Origin of the sequence: Pseudomonas sp. Y24-6, assembly GCF_020295325.1 — a bacterium.
Taxonomy (GTDB): domain Bacteria; phylum Pseudomonadota; class Gammaproteobacteria; order Pseudomonadales; family Pseudomonadaceae; genus Aquipseudomonas; species Aquipseudomonas gregormendelii.
Window position 1 is genome coordinate 203,878 of the sequence record NZ_JACBXG010000011.1, and the last position, 25,309, is coordinate 229,186.

At 59.9% G+C, this 25,309-nt stretch carries 18 protein-coding genes; 8 read left to right on the plus strand and 10 right to left on the minus strand.

Annotated elements, in window-relative coordinates; translation table 11 throughout:
- Positions 1-440: 440 nt before the first annotated feature.
- Positions 441-1,136: a pirin family protein gene (locus HYI44_RS21205; RefSeq protein ID WP_122840478.1), complete on the plus strand. Its 696-nt coding sequence runs from the start codon at positions 441-443 to the stop codon at positions 1,134-1,136.
- A gap of 77 nt (positions 1,137-1,213) precedes the next feature.
- Here the strand turns inward: HYI44_RS21205 and pgm are convergent, their stop codons facing one another.
- The 4 genes from pgm to HYI44_RS21225 form a co-directional block, all read right to left on the minus strand.
- A complete protein-coding gene (gene pgm / locus HYI44_RS21210) occupies positions 1,214-2,860 on the minus strand; it encodes a phosphoglucomutase (alpha-D-glucose-1,6-bisphosphate-dependent) (protein ID WP_225570429.1) in 1,647 nt (548 codons plus the stop codon).
- Between the two features lie 109 nt (positions 2,861-2,969).
- On the minus strand, positions 2,970-4,370 hold the full coding sequence (locus tag HYI44_RS21215) for a PLP-dependent aminotransferase family protein (RefSeq protein WP_225570430.1): 1,401 nt from the start codon (positions 4,368-4,370) through the stop codon (positions 2,970-2,972).
- On the minus strand, positions 4,367-5,821 hold the full coding sequence (locus tag HYI44_RS21220; RefSeq protein WP_225570431.1) for a hypothetical protein: 1,455 nt from the start codon (positions 5,819-5,821) through the stop codon (positions 4,367-4,369). Before HYI44_RS21220 ends, HYI44_RS21215 begins: the two co-directional genes overlap by 4 nt.
- 564 nt (positions 5,822-6,385) lie before the next feature.
- Positions 6,386-7,408, minus strand: coding sequence for a zinc-dependent alcohol dehydrogenase family protein (locus tag HYI44_RS21225; protein ID WP_225570432.1), 1,023 nt, complete (start codon positions 7,406-7,408; stop codon positions 6,386-6,388).
- A 265-nt stretch (positions 7,409-7,673) separates the two neighbouring features.
- On the opposite strand from HYI44_RS21225, the gene HYI44_RS21230 reads away from it, so the two are divergent.
- A complete protein-coding gene (locus HYI44_RS21230) occupies positions 7,674-8,591 on the plus strand; it encodes a LysR family transcriptional regulator (RefSeq protein WP_225570433.1) in 918 nt (305 codons plus the stop codon).
- A gap of 63 nt (positions 8,592-8,654) precedes the next feature.
- On the opposite strand, the gene HYI44_RS21235 is transcribed toward HYI44_RS21230, so the two are convergent.
- Together HYI44_RS21235 and HYI44_RS21240 are read right to left on the minus strand one after the other, a co-directional pair.
- Entirely contained in the window at positions 8,655-9,914 is a 1,260-nt protein-coding gene (locus tag HYI44_RS21235; protein WP_225570434.1) for a type II toxin-antitoxin system HipA family toxin, read from the minus strand.
- Entirely contained in the window at positions 9,907-10,224 is a 318-nt protein-coding gene (locus HYI44_RS21240; RefSeq protein WP_225570435.1) for a helix-turn-helix domain-containing protein, read from the minus strand. Before HYI44_RS21240 ends, HYI44_RS21235 begins: the two co-directional genes overlap by 8 nt.
- A gap of 400 nt (positions 10,225-10,624) precedes the next feature.
- Between HYI44_RS21240 and mexE the strand changes: the two genes are divergently transcribed.
- The 3 genes from mexE to HYI44_RS21255 are packed head-to-tail and all read left to right on the plus strand — an operon-like array spanning position 10,625 to position 16,491.
- A complete protein-coding gene (mexE, locus tag HYI44_RS21245; protein ID WP_122840482.1) occupies positions 10,625-11,878 on the plus strand; it encodes a multidrug efflux RND transporter periplasmic adaptor subunit MexE in 1,254 nt (417 codons plus the stop codon).
- Positions 11,879-11,893: 15 nt separating this feature from the next.
- Positions 11,894-15,073 carry an efflux RND transporter permease subunit gene (locus HYI44_RS21250; protein WP_205892591.1) on the plus strand — a complete coding sequence of 1,060 codons (3,180 nt, stop codon included), beginning with the start codon at positions 11,894-11,896 and terminating at the stop codon, positions 15,071-15,073.
- Positions 15,070-16,491: an efflux transporter outer membrane subunit gene (locus tag HYI44_RS21255; RefSeq protein WP_225570436.1), complete on the plus strand. Its 1,422-nt coding sequence runs from the start codon at positions 15,070-15,072 to the stop codon at positions 16,489-16,491. Before HYI44_RS21250 ends, HYI44_RS21255 begins: the two co-directional genes overlap by 4 nt.
- A gap of 144 nt (positions 16,492-16,635) precedes the next feature.
- Here the strand turns inward: HYI44_RS21255 and HYI44_RS21260 are convergent, their stop codons facing one another.
- The 3 genes from HYI44_RS21260 to HYI44_RS21270 are packed head-to-tail and all read right to left on the minus strand — an operon-like array spanning position 16,636 to position 19,928.
- Entirely contained in the window at positions 16,636-17,598 is a 963-nt protein-coding gene (locus HYI44_RS21260) for an HlyD family secretion protein (protein ID WP_225570437.1), read from the minus strand.
- 4 nt (positions 17,599-17,602) lie between these two features.
- A complete protein-coding gene (locus HYI44_RS21265) occupies positions 17,603-17,803 on the minus strand; it encodes a DUF1656 domain-containing protein (RefSeq protein ID WP_045058365.1) in 201 nt (66 codons plus the stop codon).
- Complete coding sequence (locus HYI44_RS21270; protein WP_122840486.1) at positions 17,793-19,928, minus strand: FUSC family protein; 2,136 nt, start codon at positions 19,926-19,928, stop codon at positions 17,793-17,795. Before HYI44_RS21270 ends, HYI44_RS21265 begins: the two co-directional genes overlap by 11 nt.
- A 150-nt stretch (positions 19,929-20,078) precedes the next feature.
- On the opposite strand from HYI44_RS21270, the gene HYI44_RS21275 reads away from it, so the two are divergent.
- The 3 genes from HYI44_RS21275 to HYI44_RS21285 all read left to right on the plus strand — a co-directional run bounded on the left by HYI44_RS21275 (position 20,079) and on the right by HYI44_RS21285 (position 24,537).
- Positions 20,079-21,134, plus strand: a complete 1,056-nt coding sequence (locus HYI44_RS21275; RefSeq protein ID WP_225570438.1) for a tetratricopeptide repeat protein — start codon at positions 20,079-20,081, stop codon at positions 21,132-21,134.
- A 233-nt stretch (positions 21,135-21,367) separates the two neighbouring features.
- Positions 21,368-22,870, plus strand: coding sequence for an ATPase domain-containing protein (locus HYI44_RS21280; protein ID WP_122840488.1), 1,503 nt, complete (start codon positions 21,368-21,370; stop codon positions 22,868-22,870).
- A complete protein-coding gene (locus HYI44_RS21285) occupies positions 22,867-24,537 on the plus strand; it encodes a response regulator (RefSeq protein WP_225570439.1) in 1,671 nt (556 codons plus the stop codon). The genes HYI44_RS21280 and HYI44_RS21285 overlap by 4 nt, the downstream gene beginning before the upstream one ends.
- 385 nt (positions 24,538-24,922) lie before the next feature.
- Here the strand turns inward: HYI44_RS21285 and HYI44_RS21290 are convergent, their stop codons facing one another.
- The gene (locus tag HYI44_RS21290; protein WP_045058360.1) at positions 24,923-25,300 is read right to left on the minus strand and encodes a response regulator; all 378 of its coding nucleotides are present in this window, start codon (positions 25,298-25,300) and stop codon (positions 24,923-24,925) included.
- Positions 25,301-25,309 lie beyond the last annotated feature (9 nt).

The following is a 25,309-nucleotide window of genomic DNA, read 5'->3' on the forward strand; positions in this document are numbered from 1 at the left end:
TTGATGTCGTTGTTACTTAGAGAATGTAGGATAAATCAGACAGAAATTAAACGCGCCAAGTAGCAGAACAACGGATTCAACGCGCGCTGGATACCCACTTCATAGTTCTTCAGAATTCTAATGAATCCGCCGGGCATGCCCACCCGAGTAGCCATTGATCGCTTCCGCAATCCCGGACGACAACTCGTGCTTGTCGAGCGGGTTACAGAAGTTAGGAACTATGGTTTCGTCGAGATTGCGCGCCACGCTCAGCCCAGCAAGCTTTCGCACAATGCCGTACCGAGTCTGGATCATCGCTGAATAGCGCCAGCCGAGAGGAAGAAATCCCGCCATCAACACATCGAGCAATTCGATTATATTAAGGCATTATTTACGCTTTTTATCGATGTTTGGCTGATGGATGATGGTCGCCATAAATCACCTTTTGGCAGGAGACGATCATGCTTGAACTCAGACCCTTTACCTCCCTTGGCGGCGCTCATCATGGCTGGCTGGATGCACATCACCATTTTTCATTTGCCGAGTACCATGACCCCAAGCGCATGAACTGGGGCAATCTGCGGGTCTGGAATGATGACGTGATTGCCTCGGGCACCGGTTTCCCTAAACACCCGCACCGGGACATGGAGATCATCACTTATGTCCGTGAAGGCGCGATTACTCACGAAGACAACCTTGGCAACAAGGGTCGCACCGAAGCCGGAGACGTTCAGGTCATGAGCGCCGGCACCGGGATTGCCCACAGCGAGTACAACCTGGAAGCGACCGAGACGCGGATTTTCCAGATCTGGATCATTCCCAATGAAGCTGGATCGGCGCCTTCCTGGGGCGCCAAGCCATTCCCCAAGGGGCAACGCGAAGGTTTTGTAACTCTGGCCAGCGGCAAGGCGGGAGATGATGAAAGCCTGCGGATTCGTGCGGATGCCCGCCTGGTAGCGGCCAACCTCAAGGCTGGGGAAACAGCTGAATATCGCCTCGACAGCGGCCGCCGCGCCTACCTGGTTCCGGCTACAGGCCGTATTGAAGTCAATGGCTTGCAGGCACAAGCTCGAGACGGTGTGGCGATTGCAGACGAGCAGGTGCTGCGAGTGACTGCCATCGAAGACAGTGAAGTGGTGCTGGTAGACCTGGCTTGAACGGCAAAGCCATGAAGGCAAAAAAAGGGGCGAACCTCAACGGTCGCCCCTTTTGCTGTTGCGTGACCCTATCCTGATTACTTCGAGGAAATAGCGCCGTCCACCAGTGTCTGCGCTTCTGCAACCAGCAGCTTGAGGTGCTCGTCACTGACGAAACTCTCGGCGTAGATCTTGTAGATGTCTTCGGTGCCGGACGGGCGCGCGGCGAACCAGCCGTTTTCGGTCATGACTTTCAGTCCGCCGATGGCCTGGTCGTTACCCGGTGCATGGCTGAGGATGCTCTGGATCGCTTCCCCGGCCAGTTGGGTCGATGTCACCTGGTCAGGCGACAATTTGCTCAGCAAGGCTTTCTGTTCCGGGTTGGCCTTGGCGTCGACCCGCACCGAGAACGGTTCGCCCAGCTCATCGGTCAGGGCGCTATAAGCCTGGCTTGGATCACGACCGGTACGGGCGGTCATTTCTGCAGCCAGCAATGCCGGGATCAGACCGTCCTTGTCGGTGCTCCAGACGCCACCGTCCTTGCGCAGGAACGAGGCACCGGCGCTTTCTTCGCCGCCAAAGCCCAGGGAACCGTCAAACAGGCCGTCCGCAAACCATTTGAAGCCCACCGGCACTTCATACAGTCGGCGACCCAGGCGCTTGGCCACTCGGTCGATCAGGCCACTGCTGACCACGGTCTTGCCCACGGCCGCGTCGGCGCGCCAAAGGGGGCGGTTCTGGAACAGGTAATCGATCGACACAGCAAGGTAGCTGTTGGGCGCCAACAGGCCACCCGACGGCGTGACGATGCCGTGACGATCGTGGTCCGGATCGCAAGCGAATGCCACATCGAAGCGTTCCTTGAGGCCGATCAGGCCTTGCATGGCATGGCTGGACGAGGGGTCCATGCGAATCTGGCCATCCCAGTCGACTGTCATGAAGCGGAAGGTCGGATCCACTTGTTTGTTGACCACTTCGAGGTCGAGTTGGTAGTGATCGGCGATCGCTGACCAGTAGCGCACCCCTGCTCCACCCAGCGGATCAACACCCAGGCGCAGCTTGGCAGCGCGAATGGCATCGAAATCGATCACGTTGATCAGGTCGGCGACATAGGTATTGAGGTAGTCGTGGCGATGGGTGGTCTCGGCCTTCAGGGCTTGCTCGTAACTGATGCGCTTGACCCCGGCGAGCTTGTTGCCGAGCAGCTCGTTGGCCTTGGCTTCGATCCACTTGGTGATGTGGGTGTCGGCCGGGCCGCCGTTGGTAGGGTTGTATTTGTAGCCACCGCTTTGTGGCGGGTTGTGCGACGGCGTAATGACGATGCCGTCGGCCAGGCCCGAGGTACGGCCACGGTTGTAGCACAGGATGGCGTGGGAGATGGCCGGGGTCGGGGTGTATTCGTCACCCTCGGCAATCATCACGGTGACGCCATTGGCGGCGAGTACTTCCAGGGCGCTGGCGCCCGCCGGAGTGGACAAAGCGTGGGTATCGATCCCGACAAACAGCGGGCCGTCGATGCCCTGCGCCTGGCGATACAAGCAAATAGCCTGGCTGATCGCCAGGACGTGCCATTCGTTGAAACTCAAATCGAACGAGCTGCCGCGGTGCCCGGAGGTGCCGAACGCAACGCGCTGGGTGGAGATGGCGGCGTCGGGCTGGCCGGTGTAGTAGGCCGTTACCAGTCGCGGGATATCGACCAACAGTTCTGCCGGTGCCGGTTTGCCCGCAAAAGGATTGAGTGTCATGCAAAACCTCTGGAATCTATTGGTTCGGGAATTGGATCGCAGTTTACTGGCAGTTTGACCACAACGCGATCAGATCGATCCCCCATGTGCACGACACCGGCTGCTTTGCTTAATTCAGCGACTCCAGGCGCAACGCGTCACCGAGCAAGCCGATGGCGGCCGACAGGTCATGATCGCCGCCGAAGGTATGGCTCAGACGCATGTGCTGCGCATGCAGTCCCTGCAAACTGAACAACTCGCCGGGGGCAATCAATACCTGGCGTTGCAGTAAGCGCTGGAACACCCGGCGCACATCCACCTGGCGCAATGAGCGTACCCAGATCGTTGCGCCGCCCTGGGGCTCGACAAAGCTCAGGGCATCGCCCAGGCGTTCGTTCAGCAACTGGCTCATCTGTACCGAGCGATCCTTGAGCAGGCGACGCAACACTTGAAGGTGCTGATCAATCCGCCCATTGATGTACAGGCGTGCGATGGCTTTCTGGCGAATCGGCGACAATCGGAACGAGCGCAACAGAAATTGCCGTTGCAGTTGCATGCGCAGGTGCCGCGAAAGCACATAGCCAAAGGGCGCCTCAGGCCCGATGATTTTTTCAAACGTCGAATAGACCAGCAGCCGATCAGGGTCCAACAGGTCGCGAAAGCGCAGGCCGTCCGGATCGAAGCCAAGTTCGCCGTGACAGTCGTTTTCCAGGACCCAGCAGGCATGCCGCTCCAGCAGTCGCGCAATGGCCCGCCGGTTGTCCTCGGACGCCAGACTGGCGCGGGGCATATTCAACCGCGAAGACAACAGCACCAGTTGCACCGGATTGAGCTGCAGCGTCCGTTCAAGCGTGTCGATATCCAGCTCGCCGTCGGCTTGTACGGCCAATTCAATGACCTTGACGTTGGCCGACTCGAACAGGCGCAGCACGGGCCAGTCGCAAGGCGATTCGACCACGACCGTGGAATGCCTGAGGCTCAGCACCCCGATCAGAATCTCCAGCACGCCACGCAGATCCGCGCCGATATACACGTCCTCGGCGTGCCAGCAGCGCAGTGGCGAGGTGGTATATCGCGCCGCCAGTGCAGCCCGCAGTTCCAGTTCACCGCAGGGTTGCGCTGACGATTGCGGCTGCCGCGGGTACTGGCGTAGCAATTCCCTCTCCAGCAGCAGCAAAGGGCTGTCGAGGGGCTGCAACAGGGTGGGTTCGTCGGCGCTGAGCACCAGCATTGACGGGTTTCGGGCGTTGACGTAAACGGTTTCCAGCAGATCGTGACCATCGCCCAGGGTGTCGATGGACGACATCGGTACTGCGTAGTAGCCCGACTTGGCCAAGGAGTAAACCCGCCCCTCTTTCTCCAGTAGCGAGTAGGCATACTGGATGGTCGAGATCGAGACGCTCAAGCGGTCGGCCAATTGGCGCAAGGAAGGGAGGCGCACCCGGGCGTCCCTGGCCGACTCGTTGATCAGTTGGGTCAGGTAGCGGTAAACCGCCTGGTAGGCAAAGCCGGTTTCTCGCACGCCATTCAACGCCCCGTTGACCCGTCACTCGCTTGGGTGTTGTCCGTATCGCAGGTGATCGCTGACGCGCCAGGTGCACCTTCAACTGCCCGCTCCATGCGATAAAGCTTGCCAATCAACGCGAGCGGCAAGCCGCTTACATCCACCATCCATTGCAGGATCTGCTCGGGCACAGCGTGGCCTTGCATGGCTCGGTGCAAATCCGGCACGGCAATCAGCATCCCGGGATGGCACCGGCGCAGGAAACCCTCCAGCCTCGCGCCCTTGTCGACGAAAGGCGCGAACAGCAGGCACACCAGCTGCGCTTCGCTCAGGCCAAGATTCTTATGGGCATATGCAGTGCCCAGGGCTCGCTGTTCGGCATCCGTGGTGATTTGGCCAAACACTTGCGCAGCCTGCTGGCACAAGCCATCCGATAGCTGCTTGCGGCGCATCATGACCAGTGTTCGCTGGAAGAACTCGGCGACCCCGGATTCATAGCTGTCGCCGTGCACGAAACAGGCCTGCAACCCGCGTACATGAGCGCTTAGTTCAAGGCTGACGAGCTCATTATCGCTCGCGTAGGCCATCAGTCCGTCGGGCTGGAAGCCCAGGAATTCGGTCAGCAGCGGCCAGCGCTGCTCAAGATTGCTGACCAGCATGTCGTGTATGTCGATGAAGGTCGCGCGCCGGCAAGTTTCGAACAGTTCAGAGGGACGCCAGTGCGGCTGCATGAGCTCGGGCTCAAACCCCCGATAGTACTCCGGGCCGACCTCATCGAGCAGCGTGAACAGATCTTCGTAGCCGTGTTCAGTGTACCGCGACGGCAAGAGGCCGGCCTTGGCGGTCGCCCGCTTGAAGCCGTACAAAAATTGCTTCTGCTGGCGTGGTGTCTCGCTACTGACCAAGGCGTCTACCCCACCATCCCACCGCGCGATCTGGCCATAGAACTCTCCCGTGGCGAGAAATCCGTTGTCCCAGAGATCAAGCGCATCATCGCTGTCGCGGCGATGTCCGACCATCAGCAGGTTCAGGCGGCTGACCTCGCGGCCGGCATCGGATATCGGCGCTGGCTGAGTGAACGGCAGCACCTCGCGATTGTCGACCCTCAGCACGTCGACCCGCGGGTCGTCATAAAGAAACAAAGCGCTGTAACTGTTGTGGATGTTGTCCAGCGCCGTGGCGCTGACGCCGCTCTGCTGCAATGACGCGACACGCAGCTGGAAGGTGGCCGGTGCCCGGCCGGCGATGCTCAACTGTGCTGCACGCAACAGCGCCAGGGTGTAACAACTGTCCCGGGACCCGGTCTGAATCGCCAGTACCTTGTAATCGGCAAGGCGCTCCATGCCGCCTGCGGCAACTACCAGGCGCTGAATTAACAGCTGTAACGCCGTGCGTTCGGCGCGAGAGAAAAAACCCAGTAACCGTTGCAATATCTGTTGGTAGACATGGTTCATGGCTTGATCATGGATGCTGGTCATATTTATATACCTGGTGCTGGAAAATCGATATCACGAACCACGCAAATAATTTTTGCGCAGCGCTTTGCCCGTTACATTCTGACGACGGAGATTTATTACCAAATGCTAGCACTTAAAGGGGCAAGACATTATTTGAAATAAATAAGCCGGGACCAAGGTTTCATCGTCGATAGTTTCAAAGAAACCGCTCAAAGCATTGAGTTAGAGGGCTTGCTCTGCGTCCTAGGAAATATCCCACAATGTCTGACAGATAATTACTACGAGAATTTAGGAATGAAGCTACAAGTGCGTTTTTGATCACGGAAAGACGATCAACAGATTGTTTGGCGCACATCAACGGACTGTACTGAAAAGTAACAACTTGACACTCAGTCATGACGCATTCCTTGAGATGAAGCAATCGTTCAATTATCAAGGCTTACTGGCTGATTAGAAGATACAGATGGTGGGGAAAAACCAGTTCAGTTGCTGAACAGGCTGCCCGGAAGGGAAACAGAGATTTGTTTAAAACCCGAAAACAAAAAAGTCCGTGTGGGTCACGGACTTTTTCAGGGGGGGGGGACGTCAGGCCGGTTCGACTTGAAGCGCGACCCGTTCGCGGCATGGGCATTCGTCCATGTAGCGGTGGGCTTCGACGAACTCGGCAAACGGGAACACCCGAGTCTTGAGTGGCAGCAGCACGCGGTCCGCCGTCAGCTGGTTGATATCGCGCAGGGCACGCTGCAGCGACACCTGGTCCTGGACGATGCCCAGTTCCGGCTTGCCGGTGAAGTTACCGATGCAGTGGACGAAGAACTGAATGTTCTTCTGGAACGCTGCACAGGCCGGGAATGGTGTCTGGTTGCCCCCTTGCAGACCGTACAGCACCAGGCTGCCACGGGGTGCGAGGACATCGCCGAGCAGTGACATCTGCGGGCCACCCAAGCCATCGAACACCACGTCAACGCCACGGTTATCGGTGATCTTGTTGATCTGCATCAGCAGATCCTGTTCCTCGGTGACGATGACTTTTTCCGCTCCGAGGGACAGCAGGTTCTCCCGCTCTTCGGCACTCTTCGTCGCCGCGATAACCCTTACGCCCAACGCCTTGCCCAGTTGCACAAAAGACGGACCGGCACAGTGGCTGGCGTCAGTGACCAGGGCGAACTGGCCGGGTTTGACCCGTGCCAGGTCGACATAAGCAAAATAGGCGATCAACAGCGGCGTGTAGTGCACGCTGGCTTCAACCGGGCTGAGTACATCCGGGTAACGGGTCAGCGCAGTGCGTGGCAGTACAATCTGTTCACCGTACACCGGGTAATCATTCGGGCTCTGCGCCGGGAAGCTGGCCACCTTGTCGCCCACTTCCAGATCGTCGACGCCCTCTCCGAGCGCCGTGACCACGCCAGACATTTCATGCCCCAGGCCCGAAGGCAGTCGAGCATGGGAGGGCGCCAGGTTCTGGCGCCAGAGAATGTCGTACCAGCTGATGCCAATCGCCTCGACGCGCACCTGCACTTCGCCCGGCGCGGGCAAAGCAGCCGCATGCTCTTCGCATTTGAGCACCTCGGCCGGACCAAACTTGTGAAAACGGATCGTGCGTGACATCGCAAACCTCGTCAAAGAAACCTCTAATGCCCCGAACTCTATATGGGCTTTGTAGCCAAGACTATCAGTGGCTATTAATAGTCGACATGCCTGTCATTGATTCCGCACCCTCGAAAGGATCAACGGTTGGCCAGGACATGGGCGAACGGCATCGGTAAAAATGAATTATTCGGTGCAGAGTACCAGCCTTTCCCCGTAAGATTCATGCCGGTCATTGTTCTCATATGACCGCCCCCGTCAAGCCTTGACTCTGCCAGGACTCCAGATGAATCGTAATGACCTGCGTCGTGTCGACCTGAACCTGTTGATCGTATTCGAAACACTCATGCACGAGCGCAGTGTGACCCGCGCTGCGGAGAAATTGTTCCTTGGCCAGCCCGCGATCAGCGCCGCACTCTCGCGCCTGCGTGGGCTGTTCGATGATCCGTTGTTCGTGCGCACCGGCCGTAGCATGGAGCCTTCCGCACGGGCGGTGGAGATCTTCGCCCTGCTCTCCCCGGCACTGGATTCGATTTCCACGGCCGTCAGCCGCGCTGCAGAATTTGACCCAGCCACCAGCACGGCGGTATTTCGCATAGGGCTGTCGGACGACGTCGAGTTCGCCCTGCTGCCGATGCTGCTCAAGCGCCTGCGCGCCGAATCCCCGGGGATCGTGCTGGTAGTGCGCCGCGCCAACTACATCCTGATGCCGGCCTTGCTGGCTTCAGGCGAGATCTCCATCGGCGTCAGCTACACCGCCGACCTGCCGGCCAACGCCAAACGCAAGGTGCTGCGCCGCAGCATGCCCAAACTGCTGCGTGCCGATACGGTGCCGGGCCCCCTGAGCCTGGACGACTTCTGCGCCCGCCCCCATGCGCTGGTGTCGTTCGCCGGCGACCTGAGCGGGTTTATCGATGAAGAGCTGGAAAAACTCGGGCGCAAGCGCCATGTCGTGCTCGCGGTACCGCAGTTCAACGGCTTGAGCACGTTGCTGTCCGGTACGGATATTGTCGCTACAGTGCCCGATTACACCGCCGATGCTCTGACTGCCGCCGGCGGCGTGCGCGCCGAGGACCCGCCTTTGCCAGTGCGCAGTTTCGAACTGCACATGGCCTGGCGTGGCTCGCAGGACAACGATCCTGGAGAACGCTGGTTGCGCTCGCGGATCCAGATGTTCTTCGGGGATCCGGACAGTCTTGCCTGACCGGGGATTTGCCGGTCCAGACAAATGGGCTTCAAGCCGTTAGCCCCCAACAGCGAGTGATCCTCAGCGAAGCAGGCCGATATTCTGGTTTATGCGGTCTTGAATGATTTCCAGGGTGTTCAGGCTAATCGCTTTGGGGTTACCGCTTTCGGCAATGGCAGCGAATTTGATGGCGACCTCGCAAACCCGGTCAATGATGTCGGCTGCTGTTTGTTGTGAGACTTCTGCTTCGCGAGCAAGACTGAGCATCGCCTCCCGATTGACCGCCAAGGCCTCGCCCATCACATCCATCTGGTGATACCCGCCGGGTCCTTCGCAGAAGGTCACGTCGTAGGCAGGTGCCAGCTTCCATTCGCCGGTTGGCAACATGACATAAGCAAAATTCTTGGGGTGATCGTCCCGATTGTTAAATGCGACGTTGAACACTGCTCGCTCAAATGCGCAGGCTTTCTCTCGCACATCGTTGGTGCACAGCTGGGTCGCGCGCAGGAAGTTCACATAGTCCAGCACTCCCGGCGACTGAAAGTCGGCTCCGGTAAAAGCCGCCAGGCTCTGCATCGGAATCCGCAGGCCATCTTGTCGATCAAAGCGCCTGGTCGCGAAGGCCGCCAGTCCATTGGGCAGATTGAAATACTGGGTGTCCGGGGTCGGTATACCGCACATGCGCAGGCACTCGGCGTACACCATTTCAATTGCACACACCTCGGGGTGTTCGCCTTTGGCCGGGAACTTGATCAGCCAGGCTTCCAGGCCCGGTATCGCGGCGGTAGTAAACACACCGGTCCGCGGATCGCGATAGAGCAGTGCCTTGGGCCTCGCGCCTTGAGGAGAGCCACCGACCTGCAGCAATTTATGCAGGAACTCCCCTCCTTCACCGTGCAGAACTTCCTGCACCTCAGCTGCCAGCAGGTCGAGGGATACTGGATTTTGAGTACCGTCCCACTCTGGTACGACTGGCTCGAACGACATGGCCCCCATGCCATGATCGCCAATGTAGGACAGGCGTTCCAGAGGGCCTATTCGTGCCGGGTTGAGTCGCCGACGCCTGAACAAGCGGTCCATCAACAGCATGCCCCAGCCATCAGGCAGAGCGTCATAAACGGGCCCTGGCAAGCCCAATTGATGGACTGGGAAGCCCCTGCGCAGCTTGTCACCCAGCAATGGCAGCGTATAAGCGGACAGCTCCAGGCCTCGTGCCCTGGCTTGATCGCTGTACTCGAACACTATCTGCGGGCGACCGATAAGGGTGGCGGTGGAAACAAGCGATCCCCACAACCAGCGCTCACCCCAGCCGGTGTAATACACATCGACTTGCTCAAGCATTGTCAGCTTTCCTTTTGATACGGGAACGCTTGGCACTGTCTTCATAACGGCGGATGTCATCGAGGCTGTCCAGCTTGGGCAGGAACAATCCTTCAAGGTCTTTGCTTCGCCCGAGAACCATGGCGACGCGGACCAGGCTTTCGAACCCCACATTGCGGCCAGCTTCCAGGTTGGACACGGTGTTAGTGCCGACCCCCGCGCGCCCGGCCACTTCGGCTTGTGTCATCTGGCGGGCCAGCCGCTCAGTGCGAAGGCGTGCGCAGAGCCGCTTCACGATCTCTTGAGGGGTACTGAAGCTTAAATCCAGCATAGTGGGCGTTCCGCACCTGATTGTCGTTTAACCCCCAGCAAAAAGGAGTTATCTGTTTAAACGTTCAAGCTCAGGATAACACTGTTATCTTGTGGCTTATGTATCAAAAACTGATTTAAAAAGACTTATAATGGAGTTAATGGGCCGGCAAGCGCGCGCCACATGCGGTCCTAATGCAGCCATTGCGACCCGTGCAGCTCGATGCATAACCCTTACACGTCCCGCAACAAACAATTACCATCAAGCATATTGATAGCCCCCTAACGAAAGGCGCATGCTAGAGGGCTGAATTGATTCTTATATCATTCCGAATGATAGTTACCTTCGCTTCATTCGATTCGTGCGATACAACCCCGCCAATCATCATCCGTCCATTCTCAATACATTGGCGGATGCATCCATGGAACAGTCACTCAAACATTTGCGCTTCCCGTTGGCCCTTCTGGCCGTACTGGTGATGAGCGCCTGCGGCAAGACGCCGGAGACAGCGGCCGCCATGCCAGCTGCCAAGGTCAGCGTGGCCAAGGTGCTGGAACAGCCAGTCAACGAATGGGACGAATTCACCGGGCGCCTCGAAGCGCCGGAGACCGTGGAAATTCGTCCGCGGGTTTCCGGGCAGATCGATGAAGTGGCCTTCACTGAAGGCGCGCTGGTCAAGAAAGGTGACCTGCTGTTCCAGATCGACCCGCGTCCGTTCCAGGCAGAGGTCCGCCGCCTCGAAGCCCTGGTCGCGCAATCACGTGCCAACGCCACCCGCAGTGAAAACGAAGCCCAGCGCGGTGAACGCCTGCGCAGCAGCAATGCGATTTCCGCCGAGCTGGCCGATTCGCGCACCAGTGCTTCCCAAGAAGCCCGCGCAGCCGTCGGCGCCCTGCAAGCGCAACTCGACCTGGCGAAACTGAACCTGAGCTTCACCCGAGTCACCGCCCCCATCAGCGGTCGCGTCAGTCGTGCGGAAATCACCGCCGGCAACCTGGTGACAGCCGACACCACGGCGCTGACCAGTGTGGTTTCCACCGACAAGGTCTATGCCTACTTCGACGCCGACGAGCGCGTGTTCCTCAAGTACACCCAGCTGGCGCGCCAGGGCAAACGCGGTGCAACCACTCCGGTGTACCTGGGCCTGTCCAACGAAGACGGCAACCCGCATCAGGGTGTAATGAACTTTGTCGACAACCAGGTCAACCCGAAAACCGGCACCATCCGTGGTCGCGCGGTATTCGACAACACTGACGGCGCCTACACCCCGGGCCTTTATGCGCGGCTGAAACTGGTCGGCAGCGGCACCTACTCCGCCGTGTTGATCAACGATGAAGCGGTCGGTACTGACCTGGGCAAGAAGTTCGTGCTGGTGATGGATGGCGACAACAACACCGCTTACCGCGCAGTCGAGCTGGGGCCGAAGATCGAAGGGTTGCGCATCGTGCGCAGCGGCCTGAGCAAAGATGACACGGTGATCGTCAAGGGCCTGCAACGTGTGCGTCCCGGCTCACCGGTCACCCCTGAAGTGATTCCGATGGCCAGTGAGCAAACCCTCGCGGCACTCGCCCAACAACGACAAGCGCTGGAAGCCAGCAACCTGCCACAAGTCGCACCTGCCAAGGTCGCGCCAGGGTCGGTTGTGAAAGTGGCTGCCGCGACTCCACGCGGTTAAGGGACGACAACTCCGATGAATTTTTCCCAATTCTTCATATCCCGGCCGATCTTCGCAGCGGTTTTGTCGCTGCTGATCCTGATTGCCGGTGCGATCTCGCTGTTCCAGTTGCCCATCAGCGAATACCCGGAAGTGGTACCGCCGACCGTCGTGGTGCGCGCCAACTTCCCCGGTGCCAACCCCAAAGTCATCGGCGAGACCGTGGCGGCTCCTTTGGAGCAAGCCATCACCGGCGTCGAGAACATGCTGTACATGTCCTCGCAGTCGACCGCCGATGGCAAGATCACCCTGACCATCACCTTCGCCCTGGGTACCGACCTGGATAACGCGCAGGTGCAGGTGCAGAACCGCGTGACCCGTACCGAGCCCAAACTTCCCGAGGAAGTGACGCGCATCGGTATCACCGTAGACAAGGCTTCGCCCGACCTGACGATGGTCGTGCACTTGACCTCACCGGACAAACGCTACGACATGCTGTACCTGTCCAACTATGCCCTGCTCAACATCAAGGATGAACTGGCGCGCCTGGGTGGTGTGGGCGATGTGCAGCTGTTCGGCATGGGCGACTACTCCCTGCGGGTCTGGCTCGATCCGAACAAGACGGCTTCGCGCAACCTGACGGCCACCGATGTGGTCACCGCCATTCGCGAGCAGAACCGCCAGGTCGCAGCCGGCGCCCTGGGCGCCCCGCCCGCACCGAATGCCACGGCGTTCCAGTTGTCGGTCAACACCCAGGGTCGCCTGGTGTCCGAGGAAGAGTTCGAGAACATCATCATTCGCTCCGGGGACAACGGCGAGATCACCCGTCTCAAAGACATCGCCCGGGTTGAACTGGGTTCCAGCCAGTACGCCCTGCGTTCACTGCTGAACAATCAACCGGCAGTAGCGATTCCGATTTTCCAGCGTCCTGGTTCCAACGCCATCGAAATCTCCAACCAGGTCCGCGACAAGATGGCGGAGCTGAAGAAAAACTTCCCCGAAGGCATGGACTTCAGCATCGTCTATGACCCGACGATCTTCGTGCGCGGCTCCATCGAGGCGGTGGTTCACACCCTGTTCGAAGCACTGATCCTGGTCGTACTGGTGGTGATCCTGTTCCTGCAAACCTGGCGCGCCTCGATCATTCCGTTGGTGGCGGTGCCGGTATCGCTGATCGGTACCTTTGCGGTCATGCATTTATTCGGCTTCTCGCTCAACGCCCTGTCGTTGTTCGGGCTGGTGCTGGCCATTGGCATCGTGGTGGACGACGCCATCGTGGTGGTGGAGAACGTCGAGCGAAATATCGGACTGGGGCTGACCCCCGTCGAGGCCACCAAGCGTGCCATGCGCGAAGTGACCGGGCCGATCATCGCCACGGCGCTGGTGTTGTGTGCGGTGTTTATTCCGGCGGCGTTCATTTCCGGCCTCACCGGGCAGTTCTATAAACAGTTCGCCCTGACCATTGCGATCTCGACGGTGATCTCGGCGTTTAACTCGCTGACCCTGTCGCCGGCGCTGGCGGCGGTATTGCTCAAGAGCCATGACGCACCCAAAGACCGCTTCTCCCGGGGTCTCGACAAGTTGTTCGGTGGCTGGTTGTTCCGTCCATTCAACCGCTTCTTCGACAAGGCCAGCCATGGGTATGTCGGCACCGTTGCGCGGGTTATCCGCAGCAGCGGTATTGCCCTGATCCTGTACGCCGGCCTGATGGTGCTGACGTTCTTCGGTTTCGCCAACACGCCGACCGGTTTCGTACCCGGCCAGGACAAGCAGTACCTGGTGGCATTTGCACAACTGCCGGATGCGGCGAGCCTGGATCGCACTGAAGACGTGATCAAGCGCATGTCCGATCTGGCCCTGAAACAGCCTGGCGTGGACAGTGCGGTTGCCTTCCCTGGCCTGTCGATCAATGGTTTCACCAACAGCCCGAACGCCGGCATTGTGTTCGTCACGCTCAAACCGTTCGACGAGCGCAAGGACCCAAGCATGTCTGCCGGTGCCATCGCCGGTGCATTGAACGGCCAATTCGCCGGGATCCAGGAAGCCTACATGGCGATCTTCCCGCCGCCGCCGGTACAAGGCCTGGGCACCATTGGCGGTTTCCGCCTGCAAATCGAAGACCGGGGCAACCTGGGCTACGACGAGCTGTACAAGGAAACCATGAACATCATCAACAAGAGCCACAACGTGCCGGAACTGGCCGGCCTGTTCACCAGCTATACCGTGAACGTGCCGCAAGTCGATGCAGCCATCGACCGGGAAAAAGCCAAGACCCACGGCGTGGCGGTCAGTGACATCTTCGACACCCTGCAGATCTACCTGGGTTCGTTGTATGCCAACGACTTCAATCGCTTTGGTCGCACTTATCAGGTCAATGTGCAGGCCGAACAGCAGTTCCGCCTCGAACCGGACCAGATCGGCCAGCTCAAGGTGCGTAACAACAAGGGTGAAATGATCCCGCTGGCGACCTTCATCAAGGTCAGCGACACCTCGGGCCCGGACCGCGTCATGCACTACAACGGCTTCATTACCGCTGAGATCAACGGTGCGGCAGCCCCGGGCTACAGCTCCGGACAAGCGGAAAAAGCCATCGAAAAACTGCTCAAGGAAGAACTTCCGAACGGCATGACGTACGAATGGACCGACCTGACCTACCAGCAGATTTTGTCCGGCAACACCGCGCTGTTCGTGTTCCCGCTGTGCGTACTGCTGGCGTTCCTGGTACTGGCGGCGCAGTACGAAAGCTGGAGCCTGCCTCTGGCGGTGATTCTGATCGTGCCAATGACCCTGCTGTCGGCGATTGTCGGTGTGATTGCTTCCGGCGGCGACAACAACATCTTTACCCAGATCGGCTTGATAGTGTTGGTGGGGCTTGCCTGTAAGAACGCGATTCTGATCGTCGAGTTTGCCAAGGATAAACAGGAGGAAGGCATGAGTCCGCTGGCGGCGGTGCTCGAAGCCTGCCGCCTGCGTCTGCGGCCGATCCTGATGACCTCCTTTGCGTTCATCATGGGTGTGGTACCCCTGGTGTTCTCCAGTGGCGCTGGCGCCGAAATGCGTCACGCCATGGGTGTCGCGGTGTTCTCCGGGATGCTTGGGGTGACCTTCTTCGGCCTGTTGCTGACGCCAGTGTTCTATGTGCTGATTCGTAATTTCGTGGAGCGCGGCGAACAACGCAAAGCGGCCAAGGCCCTGAAACTGGAGGCGCAACAATGAGCCTGAAAGCCTTCCTGCCGAGCCTGCTGGTGCTGGCGCTGAGTTCCTGCGCCGTGGGCCCGGACTACCAGACGCCGGCGACGCAGCCGGCACATATCACGGCCGCGACCGATGATGCTGGCGGCCAGAAAAACTTCGACCGCTCGCGTTTCGAAGGCATCTGGTGGCAGCAGTTCGAAGATCCGACCCTCAATCAGTTGGTGGTCCAGTCGCTGCAAGGCAACCGCGACTTGCGAGTGGCTTTTGCGCGCTGGAAAGCCGCCCGGGCGATTCGTGACGATGTCAGCAATGACGCCATGCCCACCATCACCAGCCGCGCCAGCAGCGACCTTGGCAAGGGGCAGATTCCAGGCCAGACCACCCGCCGGGTCAACAGCGAACGTTACGACCTGGGCCTGGACATGGCCTGGGAGATTGATCTGTTTGGCCGCATCCAGCGCAACCTGGAGTCGGCCGATGCTGAACAGCAAGGGATCGAGGCCGATCTGTACCAGCTGCAAGTCACCATGATTGCCGAGCTGGTCGATTCCTACGGTCAGCTGCGCGGCGCACAGCTGCGAGAAAAAATCGCCCTGGCCAACCTGAACAATCAGCAGGAGTCGCGCAAGATCACCATCAGCCTGCGTGATGCCGGCGTCGGTGATCAGCTTGATGTCGAGAGGGCCGATGCACGCCTGGCATCGGTTGAAGCCAGCGTGCCGCAGTTGCAAGCCGAGCAGGTGCGGCAGAAAAACCGCATTGCCACTCTCCTCGGTGAGCGCCCGGACAAATTGAGTGTCGACCTCGGCCCCAAAGATCTGCCCGCCATCGCCAAGGCGCTGCCGATCGGTGATCCGGGAGAGCTGTTGCAACGCCGTCCCGACATCCTGAGTGCCGAGCGCCGGCTGGCGTCGGCCACTGCGCGGATTGGCGTGGCCAAGGCCGATCTGTTCCCCCGGGTCAGTCTGAGCGGCTTCCTTGGCTTTACCGCCGGGCGTGGTTCGCAGATCGGCTCGGCAGCGGCCAACGCCTGGGCGCTGGGCCCGAGTATTACCTGGGCGGGCTTCGACCTGGGCAGCGTGCGCGCCCGTTTGCGCGGTGCCGATGCTGATGCCGAAGGCGCGCTGGCGACCTATGAACAGCAGGTGCTGCTGGCCCTGGAAGAATCGGAAAATGCATTCAGCGACTATGGCAAACGCCAACAGCGCCTGATTTCGTTGATTCGTCAGAGTGAATCAAGCCGTGCGGCCGCCGACCTGGCGCAAATCCGTTACCGCGAAGGCACGGCCGACTTCCTCGTGCTGCTCGACGCGCAGCGTGAGCGCCTGGCGGCCGAAGACACCCAGGCCCAGGCCGAGGTCGATCTGTATCGCGGCATCGTCGCCATCTACAAGGCCCTCGGCGGCGGTTGGGCACCGGAGACGGTCGCCAGTCAGTAACCGCTTCAAGAGCCTCTTTGGTTGGCCGCGACCCACCCATTTTTTAACCCCACGCCTCATCCGGTCGTGGGGTTTTTTTTTGCGTGTTTGGCAGGTAGCTGGGTGGCACACTCAAGGCCGCCCACCCATCAATTGCGCAAGCTTTTATCGCGCCTGTTGTCGGGTATTCTCCAGCACAGTCACGGTCGCGGTGGTCCCCGCCCGGAGGCGGTTTTTTGCCGCATAGCCAGGATCAATCCCTATGCGCACCGGCACCCGCTGTGCCAGTTTTACCCAGGTGTAACTTGGGTTGATGTTGGCCAGCAGACGCCCACCTGGCAGGTTTTCCCGGTCGGCGATGGCGAAGGCGATGCTTTGCACCGTGCCAGCGAAGGTCTCGCCGCTCATCAATTCGATCTTCACGGGGTCGCCCTCCTGGATGCGCGGTAATTTGGTTTCCTCGAAATAACCCGCGACATAAAAGGAATCACTGTCCACCAGCGCCAGTAACGCGCCGCCCGCCGGGGCATAGTCACCCTCGCGGGTCAGCAGGTTGGTCACATAGCCACTCACCGGAGCCACCACGCGGGTGCGTTGCAGGTCGAGTTCGGCCTGGGTCAGCGCCGCGATTGCCAGTTGCACATTGGCTTGGGCCAAGCCCAGGTTAGCCTGGTTGCGCAGCAGCTCGGCCTTGGCCACCGCCACCTCGGTACTGGATTTCTCCCACTCCTCACCCGAGATCGCGAACCCTTCCTTGAGCTTGCGCCGGCGTTTTTCCTCACTCTCACGCTGCTTGAGCAATGCCTCGCTGGACACGATCGCCGCCTCGGATTGCCCCAGGGTGGCCTTGGATACTTCTACCGCACGCCTGGCATGTTCAACGGCCAAGGTGTATCGCGCCGGGTCGATCTCCAGCAGCAGCTGGCCCTTGGCAACATGTTGATTGTCCTGCACGCCGAGACTGGCGATGCGCCCCGCTACGTCGGCCGACAAGGTGACCACGTCGGCACGCACCCGCGCGTCCCGGGTCCAGGGCGCACGCGTGTAGTGATTCCAGGCAAACCAGCCGAGTAAGACGGCCAGCAGCACTACGGCGAGGGTGGTTAGACGGGGCAGTAATTTTTTCAAGGTGTCAGGCTCCCATCACCAGTATCAGGGCGGCACACACGCACACGTACAATGCGCCTTCGAACAGCGCCTCGTGCCAGACAAAGCGCAGCACCCCCATGCGCCGCAGGGCCCAGTCCAGGGCAAGGAAAACCGGCAGGGCCAGCAGCAGGGCCTGGGCGATCGGCGGCAGATAGACGCCGCCCACTTCCAGATCAATGGGCAAAATCAGCTACTCCTTCCACGTCCACCGTTTGAAAATGCGCCGAGTGGCGCTCCAGGAACGACACCACAATCAACAGCGCAACGCGCATACGGAACACGCTCCACAAATGTTCATGGGCGCCCGAATGCAGAGTGTCCAGGTAATCACCGAGTTGGTGCAGGCGACCGAGCACGGCAGTCAGTTCAATACCCTGGCGCCCGGCGATCAGCCGCCCGGTCTCGCGCACGGTGGCCAGCAAGCGACTTTGCACTTCGTCGTCCAGCAAGCTGTTGCCCTGCCCCTGCTGTCGCAGCTGGTTCAATGCCACGCCTAACGCCATGCAGCCCAGGCTGAACTCGAAAAATGCCCTGGAGTCTTTGTCGCTCGCCGCGGGCAGCAGCCCCAGCATCATCGTGACCCTGTCGACCATGCGGCTCTCGAAGGCGAATTGCTGTTCGTCGCTGGCGGCGGCCTTCAACAAGGCATACACCTGCGCCCGATTCTCGAAGTACAGCCGGCGGATGCGCAAGGCTGGCCGGAATGGGAAAATCAGCGCATAGACACTCAATGCCAGCGCCGTGGCGCACATGTACGCGCCAGCAAATTCGAACCACTGGATTGCCGTATTCTGGCCGATCTCCGCGTTCTGCGGCCCCAGCAGCAGGAAGGTGGATAACCCCAGGCCGATCCCGGTCCCGGTAGTGGGCGGGCTGGCCAAACCCACCGCCACGGCATACAGCAAGGGCACCAGCAACAGCGCGAGCATTTCGAAGTCACTGATCATCGGCACCAGCATGAACTGATACAGCGCTGACACCACCAGTGCCAGTCCCAACCCTCGGGCATAACTCTGCGCGGCCAGCAGCGGTCGCGGGAATGTCGCCATCAATGAGCAGAGAATGCCCACCAGCACCATCCCTCCACGGGCGCCGTCCCAACCCGTCTCGATCCAGATCAGACCGGCCACCACCAACGCCGTAAAGGCCCGCACCGCGTTCATGGTCGCCAGGGTGAAATCCAGGTGCAACGGATTATTCTGCCCGCGGAACACCGAGCTGGCGCGGCGCTCCTCCTGAATCGCATCGCTGAGCTCCAGAATCTGCCCCAGCTGCTCAAGCAGGCGTGCCTGTTCCCAGCGCAGCGACCAGGCCAGCGAACGCAATGTCGCCGGCATGGCCTCGGTCAGTTGCTCGGCGCGATAGGCAAGCTCATCGAAGCGGTGCTGCAGCAAGATGAAATGCTGGCGAGACTCGGCCGAGAGCGACCGGCCCTGGTAAGCCAGTTCGTCGAGGAATTTCAGCTCTTCGGCGCGAATCTGCAGTATTTCTTCCGGCAGTTCGCCCTCCCAACGTTCGGTCAGCAGTAGCCGCTGGTGCCGCAAAGCAGTCAGGCGTGACGTCAGCAGCACCAGTTGGTTACCCAGCAGTTGTACCAGAGCGTTGGCACTGCGCAGCCGCGGCGCGTCGAAATACAGATGACGCCGCACGCCTTCCAGGGCACTGATTTCGCCCAACAGCTGCATTTGCCGACGATGGAAATTGTCCTCGCTTTCCTCGGTGCGGATCACGGCGGCGGCGTGGGTGGCGAGCAGTTTGATGACCTGGTCGATCCGGGTGAAGTAGTCCCGGGCGACTGACTCCGGGCGCGCCGTGAGCAGGCTCACCACGCAGACACAGGCCACTGCCAGCAAGGTCTCAGTGACACGGGTTACCGCCAGCAGGAAGATGCCATCCGGCTCGGGCACGGCGAGCAACGCCACCACCACCGCTGTATAACCGCTGAGCACAAAGGCCTGGGAACTGGTGTAGCGCAGCAGCGTCCCCCCTGCTGTGCACAGGGCCAGCCATAAGGCCAGGGTCAGAATGAATGGCAGCGGCGCCTGGGGGAAAATCGCCATGATCAGCACGGCGACCACCGCACCCAGGGTGGTACCGATGACCTGGCCGAAACTGCGCGCCAGGGTCATGCCGCCCAGGGGTTGACTGACGATGACCACTGCCATGATCGACCATTTTGGCTGGTCCAGGTCGAACAGGAACGCCAGGTACAGCGTCAACAGGCCCGCGACAATGGTTCTCAAGGCGAACAACAACACCCCTGGTCCGGGGTTTAGCATTGCCTTGAAATATTGAAGCAGTGGTTGCATGGAAGCGCTCGACCAGTCTTGTCCCTGCAAGCGTAGTCACTGGGGGCAGTCTGTCGACGCATTTCATTGGCACGCGTCAGGGTTTGACTCCAGGCCCTGCCTGACCGAAGCTGACGGCTTTGCACAAGCTTGTCAGCAATGGATTCCTGCATGCCCCAGTCTCGCCGCTACCTGATCATCAGCCTCTGCGCGCTGTTCGCCGTTGTGCTGGCCTGGTTTTTCCTGCGCAGCACCACCCCCGACGTCCCGCCTGCGATCAAGCGGGGTTACAGCGAAGCGCTGGAGCAGGCCCGCGCCGGAAAGCCCGGCGCTGCGCGGGTGCTCTATCAACAACTGGCGCGCCCCGACATCTCCGATAAACGACGAATCTGGCTGCACGCCGAACTGCCTAACTACCCAAGCTCGGTCGCCCTCAAACTGGCGGATGCCGACTTGCAACGCGAATCGCCCCAGGTGCGCGTGGCGGCCATCAAGAGCATCAGCGCCTTGGTGCCCAATGGCCAGCGCAGCCTGTTGATCGGGCCATTGCTCGATGACGGCGAACAGCAGGTGCGTTATGCCGCGGTAAATGCCTTGCTCGGCCTGTCCCCGGATGAGCTTGGCTTGTATTTTGGCCCGCTGGAACAGGCGATCGATGCCTGGGAAAAGGACCTGAAGACGCAGCCGCCCAGCGCTGACAATTATTACCAGCTGGCTCGGCTGCATCTGCACAACGGCGACCTGAAGGAGGCGCAGCAGGCGCTGGAGAAAACCCTGCAACTGGCCCCCACCAATTTGCCGGCGCTGGTGATGCAAATCGACGTACTGGACAGGCAAGGCCAGAGCGACGCCGCCCGGCTGCTGTTGGCCAAACAGTTGAAAGCCCAGCCGGATTCGGCTTACCTGCAACATGCCCTAGGAATGTGGTTGCTGCATCACGGGCAGAGTGAATATGCCGTCCTGGGTTTGGCCAAGGCGGTAGAGCTGGAACCGGATAACAAGGACTACCGCTACGACCTGGCTACTACATTGCACGATGAGCAGGAACTGGAAGCGGCGCAGAAGCAGTTGCAGGAAATAGTCCAGCGCCATCCCGCCGATCGTCGGGCCCGGGTGTTGTTGATCAATTACTGGAAGGAAAGCGGGCAGTTGCAGAATGTGCAGATTCTGCTGGCTCAGCTTGAGCAGATGAACCCGGATGACCCGGCGTTGCAGCAGGGGCTTTGAGGCAAGTTGGATCCAGTAGAAGCAACTACTGCTTTGCTTCCACAATCCTGCATACCCAGCAACTTGCCAAAGCCCTCAATCCTGAATAACTCACAACTCGGTAAAGCCCAAAATACGCCAAAACGGCAAATAGTGTGGAACCGCCGTGATGGCACAAGGTCAAGTGATCAGGCAGTCCGAGCAGGCACTTCAGGCCTGCGGCCTCGCTTCCCCTAGTCATGAGAGGGCTTTTTTTGTCTACATCTAACGAGTTGTTCAGCGCAAAGGCCGCTACCGGTATCGAGGGTCTGGATGACATCCTGGCCGGTGGCTTGTCCCGCGGACACGTTTTTTTGCTGGAGGGTGAGCCCGGTACCGGCAAAACCACCATTGCCTTGCATTTTTTGATGGCGGGCGCTCGAGCCGGCGAGCGCTCGTTGTACATCACGCTTTCGGAAACCGAACGAGAGTTGCGTCAGGGCGCGTTGTCCCACGGTTGGGAACTGGACGAAAACATCCATATCTTCGAGCTGACACCTCCGGAAAGCCTGCTCAACGCCGAACATCAGCAAAGCCTGCTGTATTCCTCCGACCTGGAGCTTGGCGAAGCGACCCGGCAGATTTTTGAAGTGGTCGAGCGCGTCAAGCCGACCCGCGTTGTACTGGACAGCCTCTCTGAGATCCGTCTGCTGGCCCAGAGCTCGCTGCGCTATCGTCGGCAGATCCTCGCCATCAAGCATTACTTCGTGCGCTACGACGCCACCGTTGTGCTGCTGGATGACCTGACTACCGAATCCCTGGACAAGACCGTGCACAGCGTCGCGCACGGGGTCATTCGCCTGGAAGAGTTGACGCCCAACTACGGCGCCGAACGTCGGCGTATCCGCGTGGTGAAATACCGCGGCCAGAAGTACCGCGGTGGTTACCATGACTTCACCATCATGGGCGACGGCGTGCATGTCTTCCCCCGCCTGGTGGCCGCCGAACACCGCGGCAAATACATCCGCACGCAATTGACCAGCAGCATCAAAGAGCTTGATGCCCTGCTCGGCGGCGGCATCGAAACCGGCTCCAGCACCCTCATCCTTGGCCCCGCCGGTACGGGAAAATCGCTGATTTCGATGATCTTTGCGGCAGCGGCAGTGCTGCGCGGGGAAAAGGCCGCGTTGTTTATCTTCGACGAAGAATTGGGGCTGCTGTTCGAGCGCATGAATAACATGGGCATTGACCTCAAGGCCCTGCAGGACACCGGCAACCTGATGATCGAGCAGGTCGACGCGGCCGAGCTGTCCCCCGGCGAATTTTCCCACCGGGTGCGCCGTTGCGTGGATGAACGCGGAATCAAGACAGTGGTGATCGACAGCATCAACGGCTATCAGGCCGCCATGCCCGAAGAAAATGCCCTGGTCCTGCACATGCACGAGTTGTTGCTGTACCTCAACCGTCGGGGCGCAGCGACGTTCATGACCGTTGCCCAGCACGGCCTGGTAGGCGACATGCAGGCCCCCGTCGATATTACCTACCTGGCCGACACGGTGATCTTGCTGCGCTATTTCGAAGCGCTGGGCAAGGTTCGCCGCGCGATCTCCATCATCAAGAAGCGTACGGGCAGCCACGAATCCACCATCCGCGAATACCGTATCAGCGGCAAGGGCATGACCATCGGCGAGCCGCTCGATGCCTTTCAGGGTGTGCTGCGCGGCGTGCCTACCTACATGGGCGCCAGCAAGCCGTTACTCGGGGACGAAGCCCCGTGACGGCTCAAGTAGCAACGTCCGAGCGCGCGATCATCCTCGCACCGCTGGGACGTGACAGCCAGATCGCTTTGATGTTGCTTAATGAAGCCGGGTTTACCGGGATCATCACCCGCGACCTGACGTCCTTGTGCAGAGAGCTGGAGGTTGGTGCCGGAGTGTTGCTGATTTCTTCGGAGGCCTTGCTGGGCGGCGATCTCGAACCCCTGGTGGGGCTGATCGAGCAACAGCCGGCATGGTCGGATCTGCCCATCGTGCTGATGACCTATCACGGTGGCCCTGAGCAAAATCCCGCTTCGCGTTTCAGCCCGCAACTGGGCAACGTGACCTTCCTCGAGCGCCCTTTTCATCCGGTGACCTTGATCAGCCTGGTCACCACGGCCTTGCGCGGGCGCCGACGACAGTACGAAGCCAGGGACCGGCTGATCGACCTGAGTCAAAGCGAGCTGCGCCTGCAGAATACCCTCGAAACCCTGGAACAGCAGGTTGAGGAACGCACCGCGCAGTTGCGCCATAACGAAGAAGTCCTGCGCCAGTCGCAAAAAATGGAAGCCGTGGGCCAGCTCACGGGTGGCATTGCTCACGACTTCAACAACATGTTGACCGGGATCATTGGCAGCCTGGAGCTGTTACGCCGGCGTCTGGCCCGTGGTCGCACGGACGACCTGGACGGCTTGATCGACCTGGGTGTGACTTCGGCCAATCGCGCCGCTGGCCTGACCCACCGGCTGCTGGCGTTTTCACGCCGCCAGTCACTGGATTCCAAACCCGTGGAGATGAACGCCCTGGTGGTCTCCATGGGCGAGCTGTTGCAGCGCAGCATTGACGAAAGCATTCAGCTGGATATGCAGCTGGATCAGCAACTGTGGGTGGCCGAGGCCGATCCCAATCAGCTGGAAAGCGCCCTGCTGAACCTCGTCATCAATGCCCGGGACGCCATGCCCAACGGCGGCAAACTGGTGGTCAAGACTCGCAACGAACACCTGGATGCGACCTTTACCGATGCCCATGCCAATCTGGAGCCGGGCGACTACGTGATGCTCAGCGTCACGGACAACGGCTGCGGCATGCCACAAAGCACCATCACCCGGGCCTTTGACCCCTTCTTCACTACCAAGCCCATCGGCCAAGGCACGGGACTGGGCCTGTCGATGATCTATGGTTTCAGCAAGCAGTCGCGGGGTCATGTGGCCATCAGCAGTGAAGTGGGTGCGGGCACTACCGTGAGCCTGTACCTGCCGCGTTTTGGCGGTGATGTGCCACAGTACCTGCCGGTGGATGCACCTCATGCGCCCTTCGCGCGAAACGGCGAGACGGTGTTGATCGTTGAAGATGATCCGGCCGTGCGAGTGCTGGTCAGCACGGTCCTGAGCGATCTCGGCTACGCCTATGTGGAAGCCGGCGACGCAGACAGCGCAGTACCGATCCTTGATTCGACGCAACGCATCGACCTGATGATCAGTGACGTCGGGCTGCCTGGCATGAACGGGCGGCAGCTGGCGGAGATCGGGCGCCAGTTCCGGCCGGATCTCAAGGTGTTGTTCATTACCGGTTACGCAGAACATGCGGCGGTGCGTGGAGGGTTTCTTGACCCTGGGATGCAGATGATCACCAAGCCCTTCACCTTCGACCTGTTGACGGCGAAGGTGCGGGAGATGATCCGTATTTGAGCCTGCAGGCTTTTTTGGCCGGTTTTGGCCTGGCTTGACCGGTTTTGGCCGATTTGGCCGATTTGGCCGATTTTGGACCGGTAGGAGCTGCCGAAGGCTGCGATCTTTTGATTTTGATTTTGATTTCGGGATCGGGAGATCGCGCTGGATTACTTCAGATCAAAAGATCGCAGCCTCGTTTCACTCGACAGCTCCTACGCAGGTCCTACGCAGCTCCTACGCAGGTCGTACGCAGCTCCTGCGGGTGTCTTCGCAGCTTCTACGACAGCATGTCCCGCATCAATTCCTGCAACACATCCAGATCGAATGGTTTGCCCAGGATGGGTGCNTCCTACGCAGCTCCTACGCAGGTCGTACGCAGCTCCTGCGGGTGTCTTCGCAGCTTCTACGACAGCATGTCCCGCATCAATTCCTGCAACACATCCAGATCGAATGGTTTGCCCAGGATGGGTGCCTTGCGGGTAATCGGGCTGTCGGTCTCGCGGATTTCCTGCGGGTAGCCGCTGATGAATATCACCTTCAGTTCCGGTCGCAGCTTTACTGCGGGCTCGGCGATCTGCACGCCGGAAATGCCACCCGGCAGGCGGAAGTCGGTGATCATCATGTCCAGGTGCGGTTTGCTGGCGAGGATAGCGAAGGCCTCCTCGCCGTTCTCAGCCTGCAGCACGCGGTAGCCCTCGCCCGATAAATAAGCGGACAACACCATCAATATCGAGGGGTCATCCTCGACGACAAGTACTACATCTTGCGCATCTTCACTCATGGGAAGCCT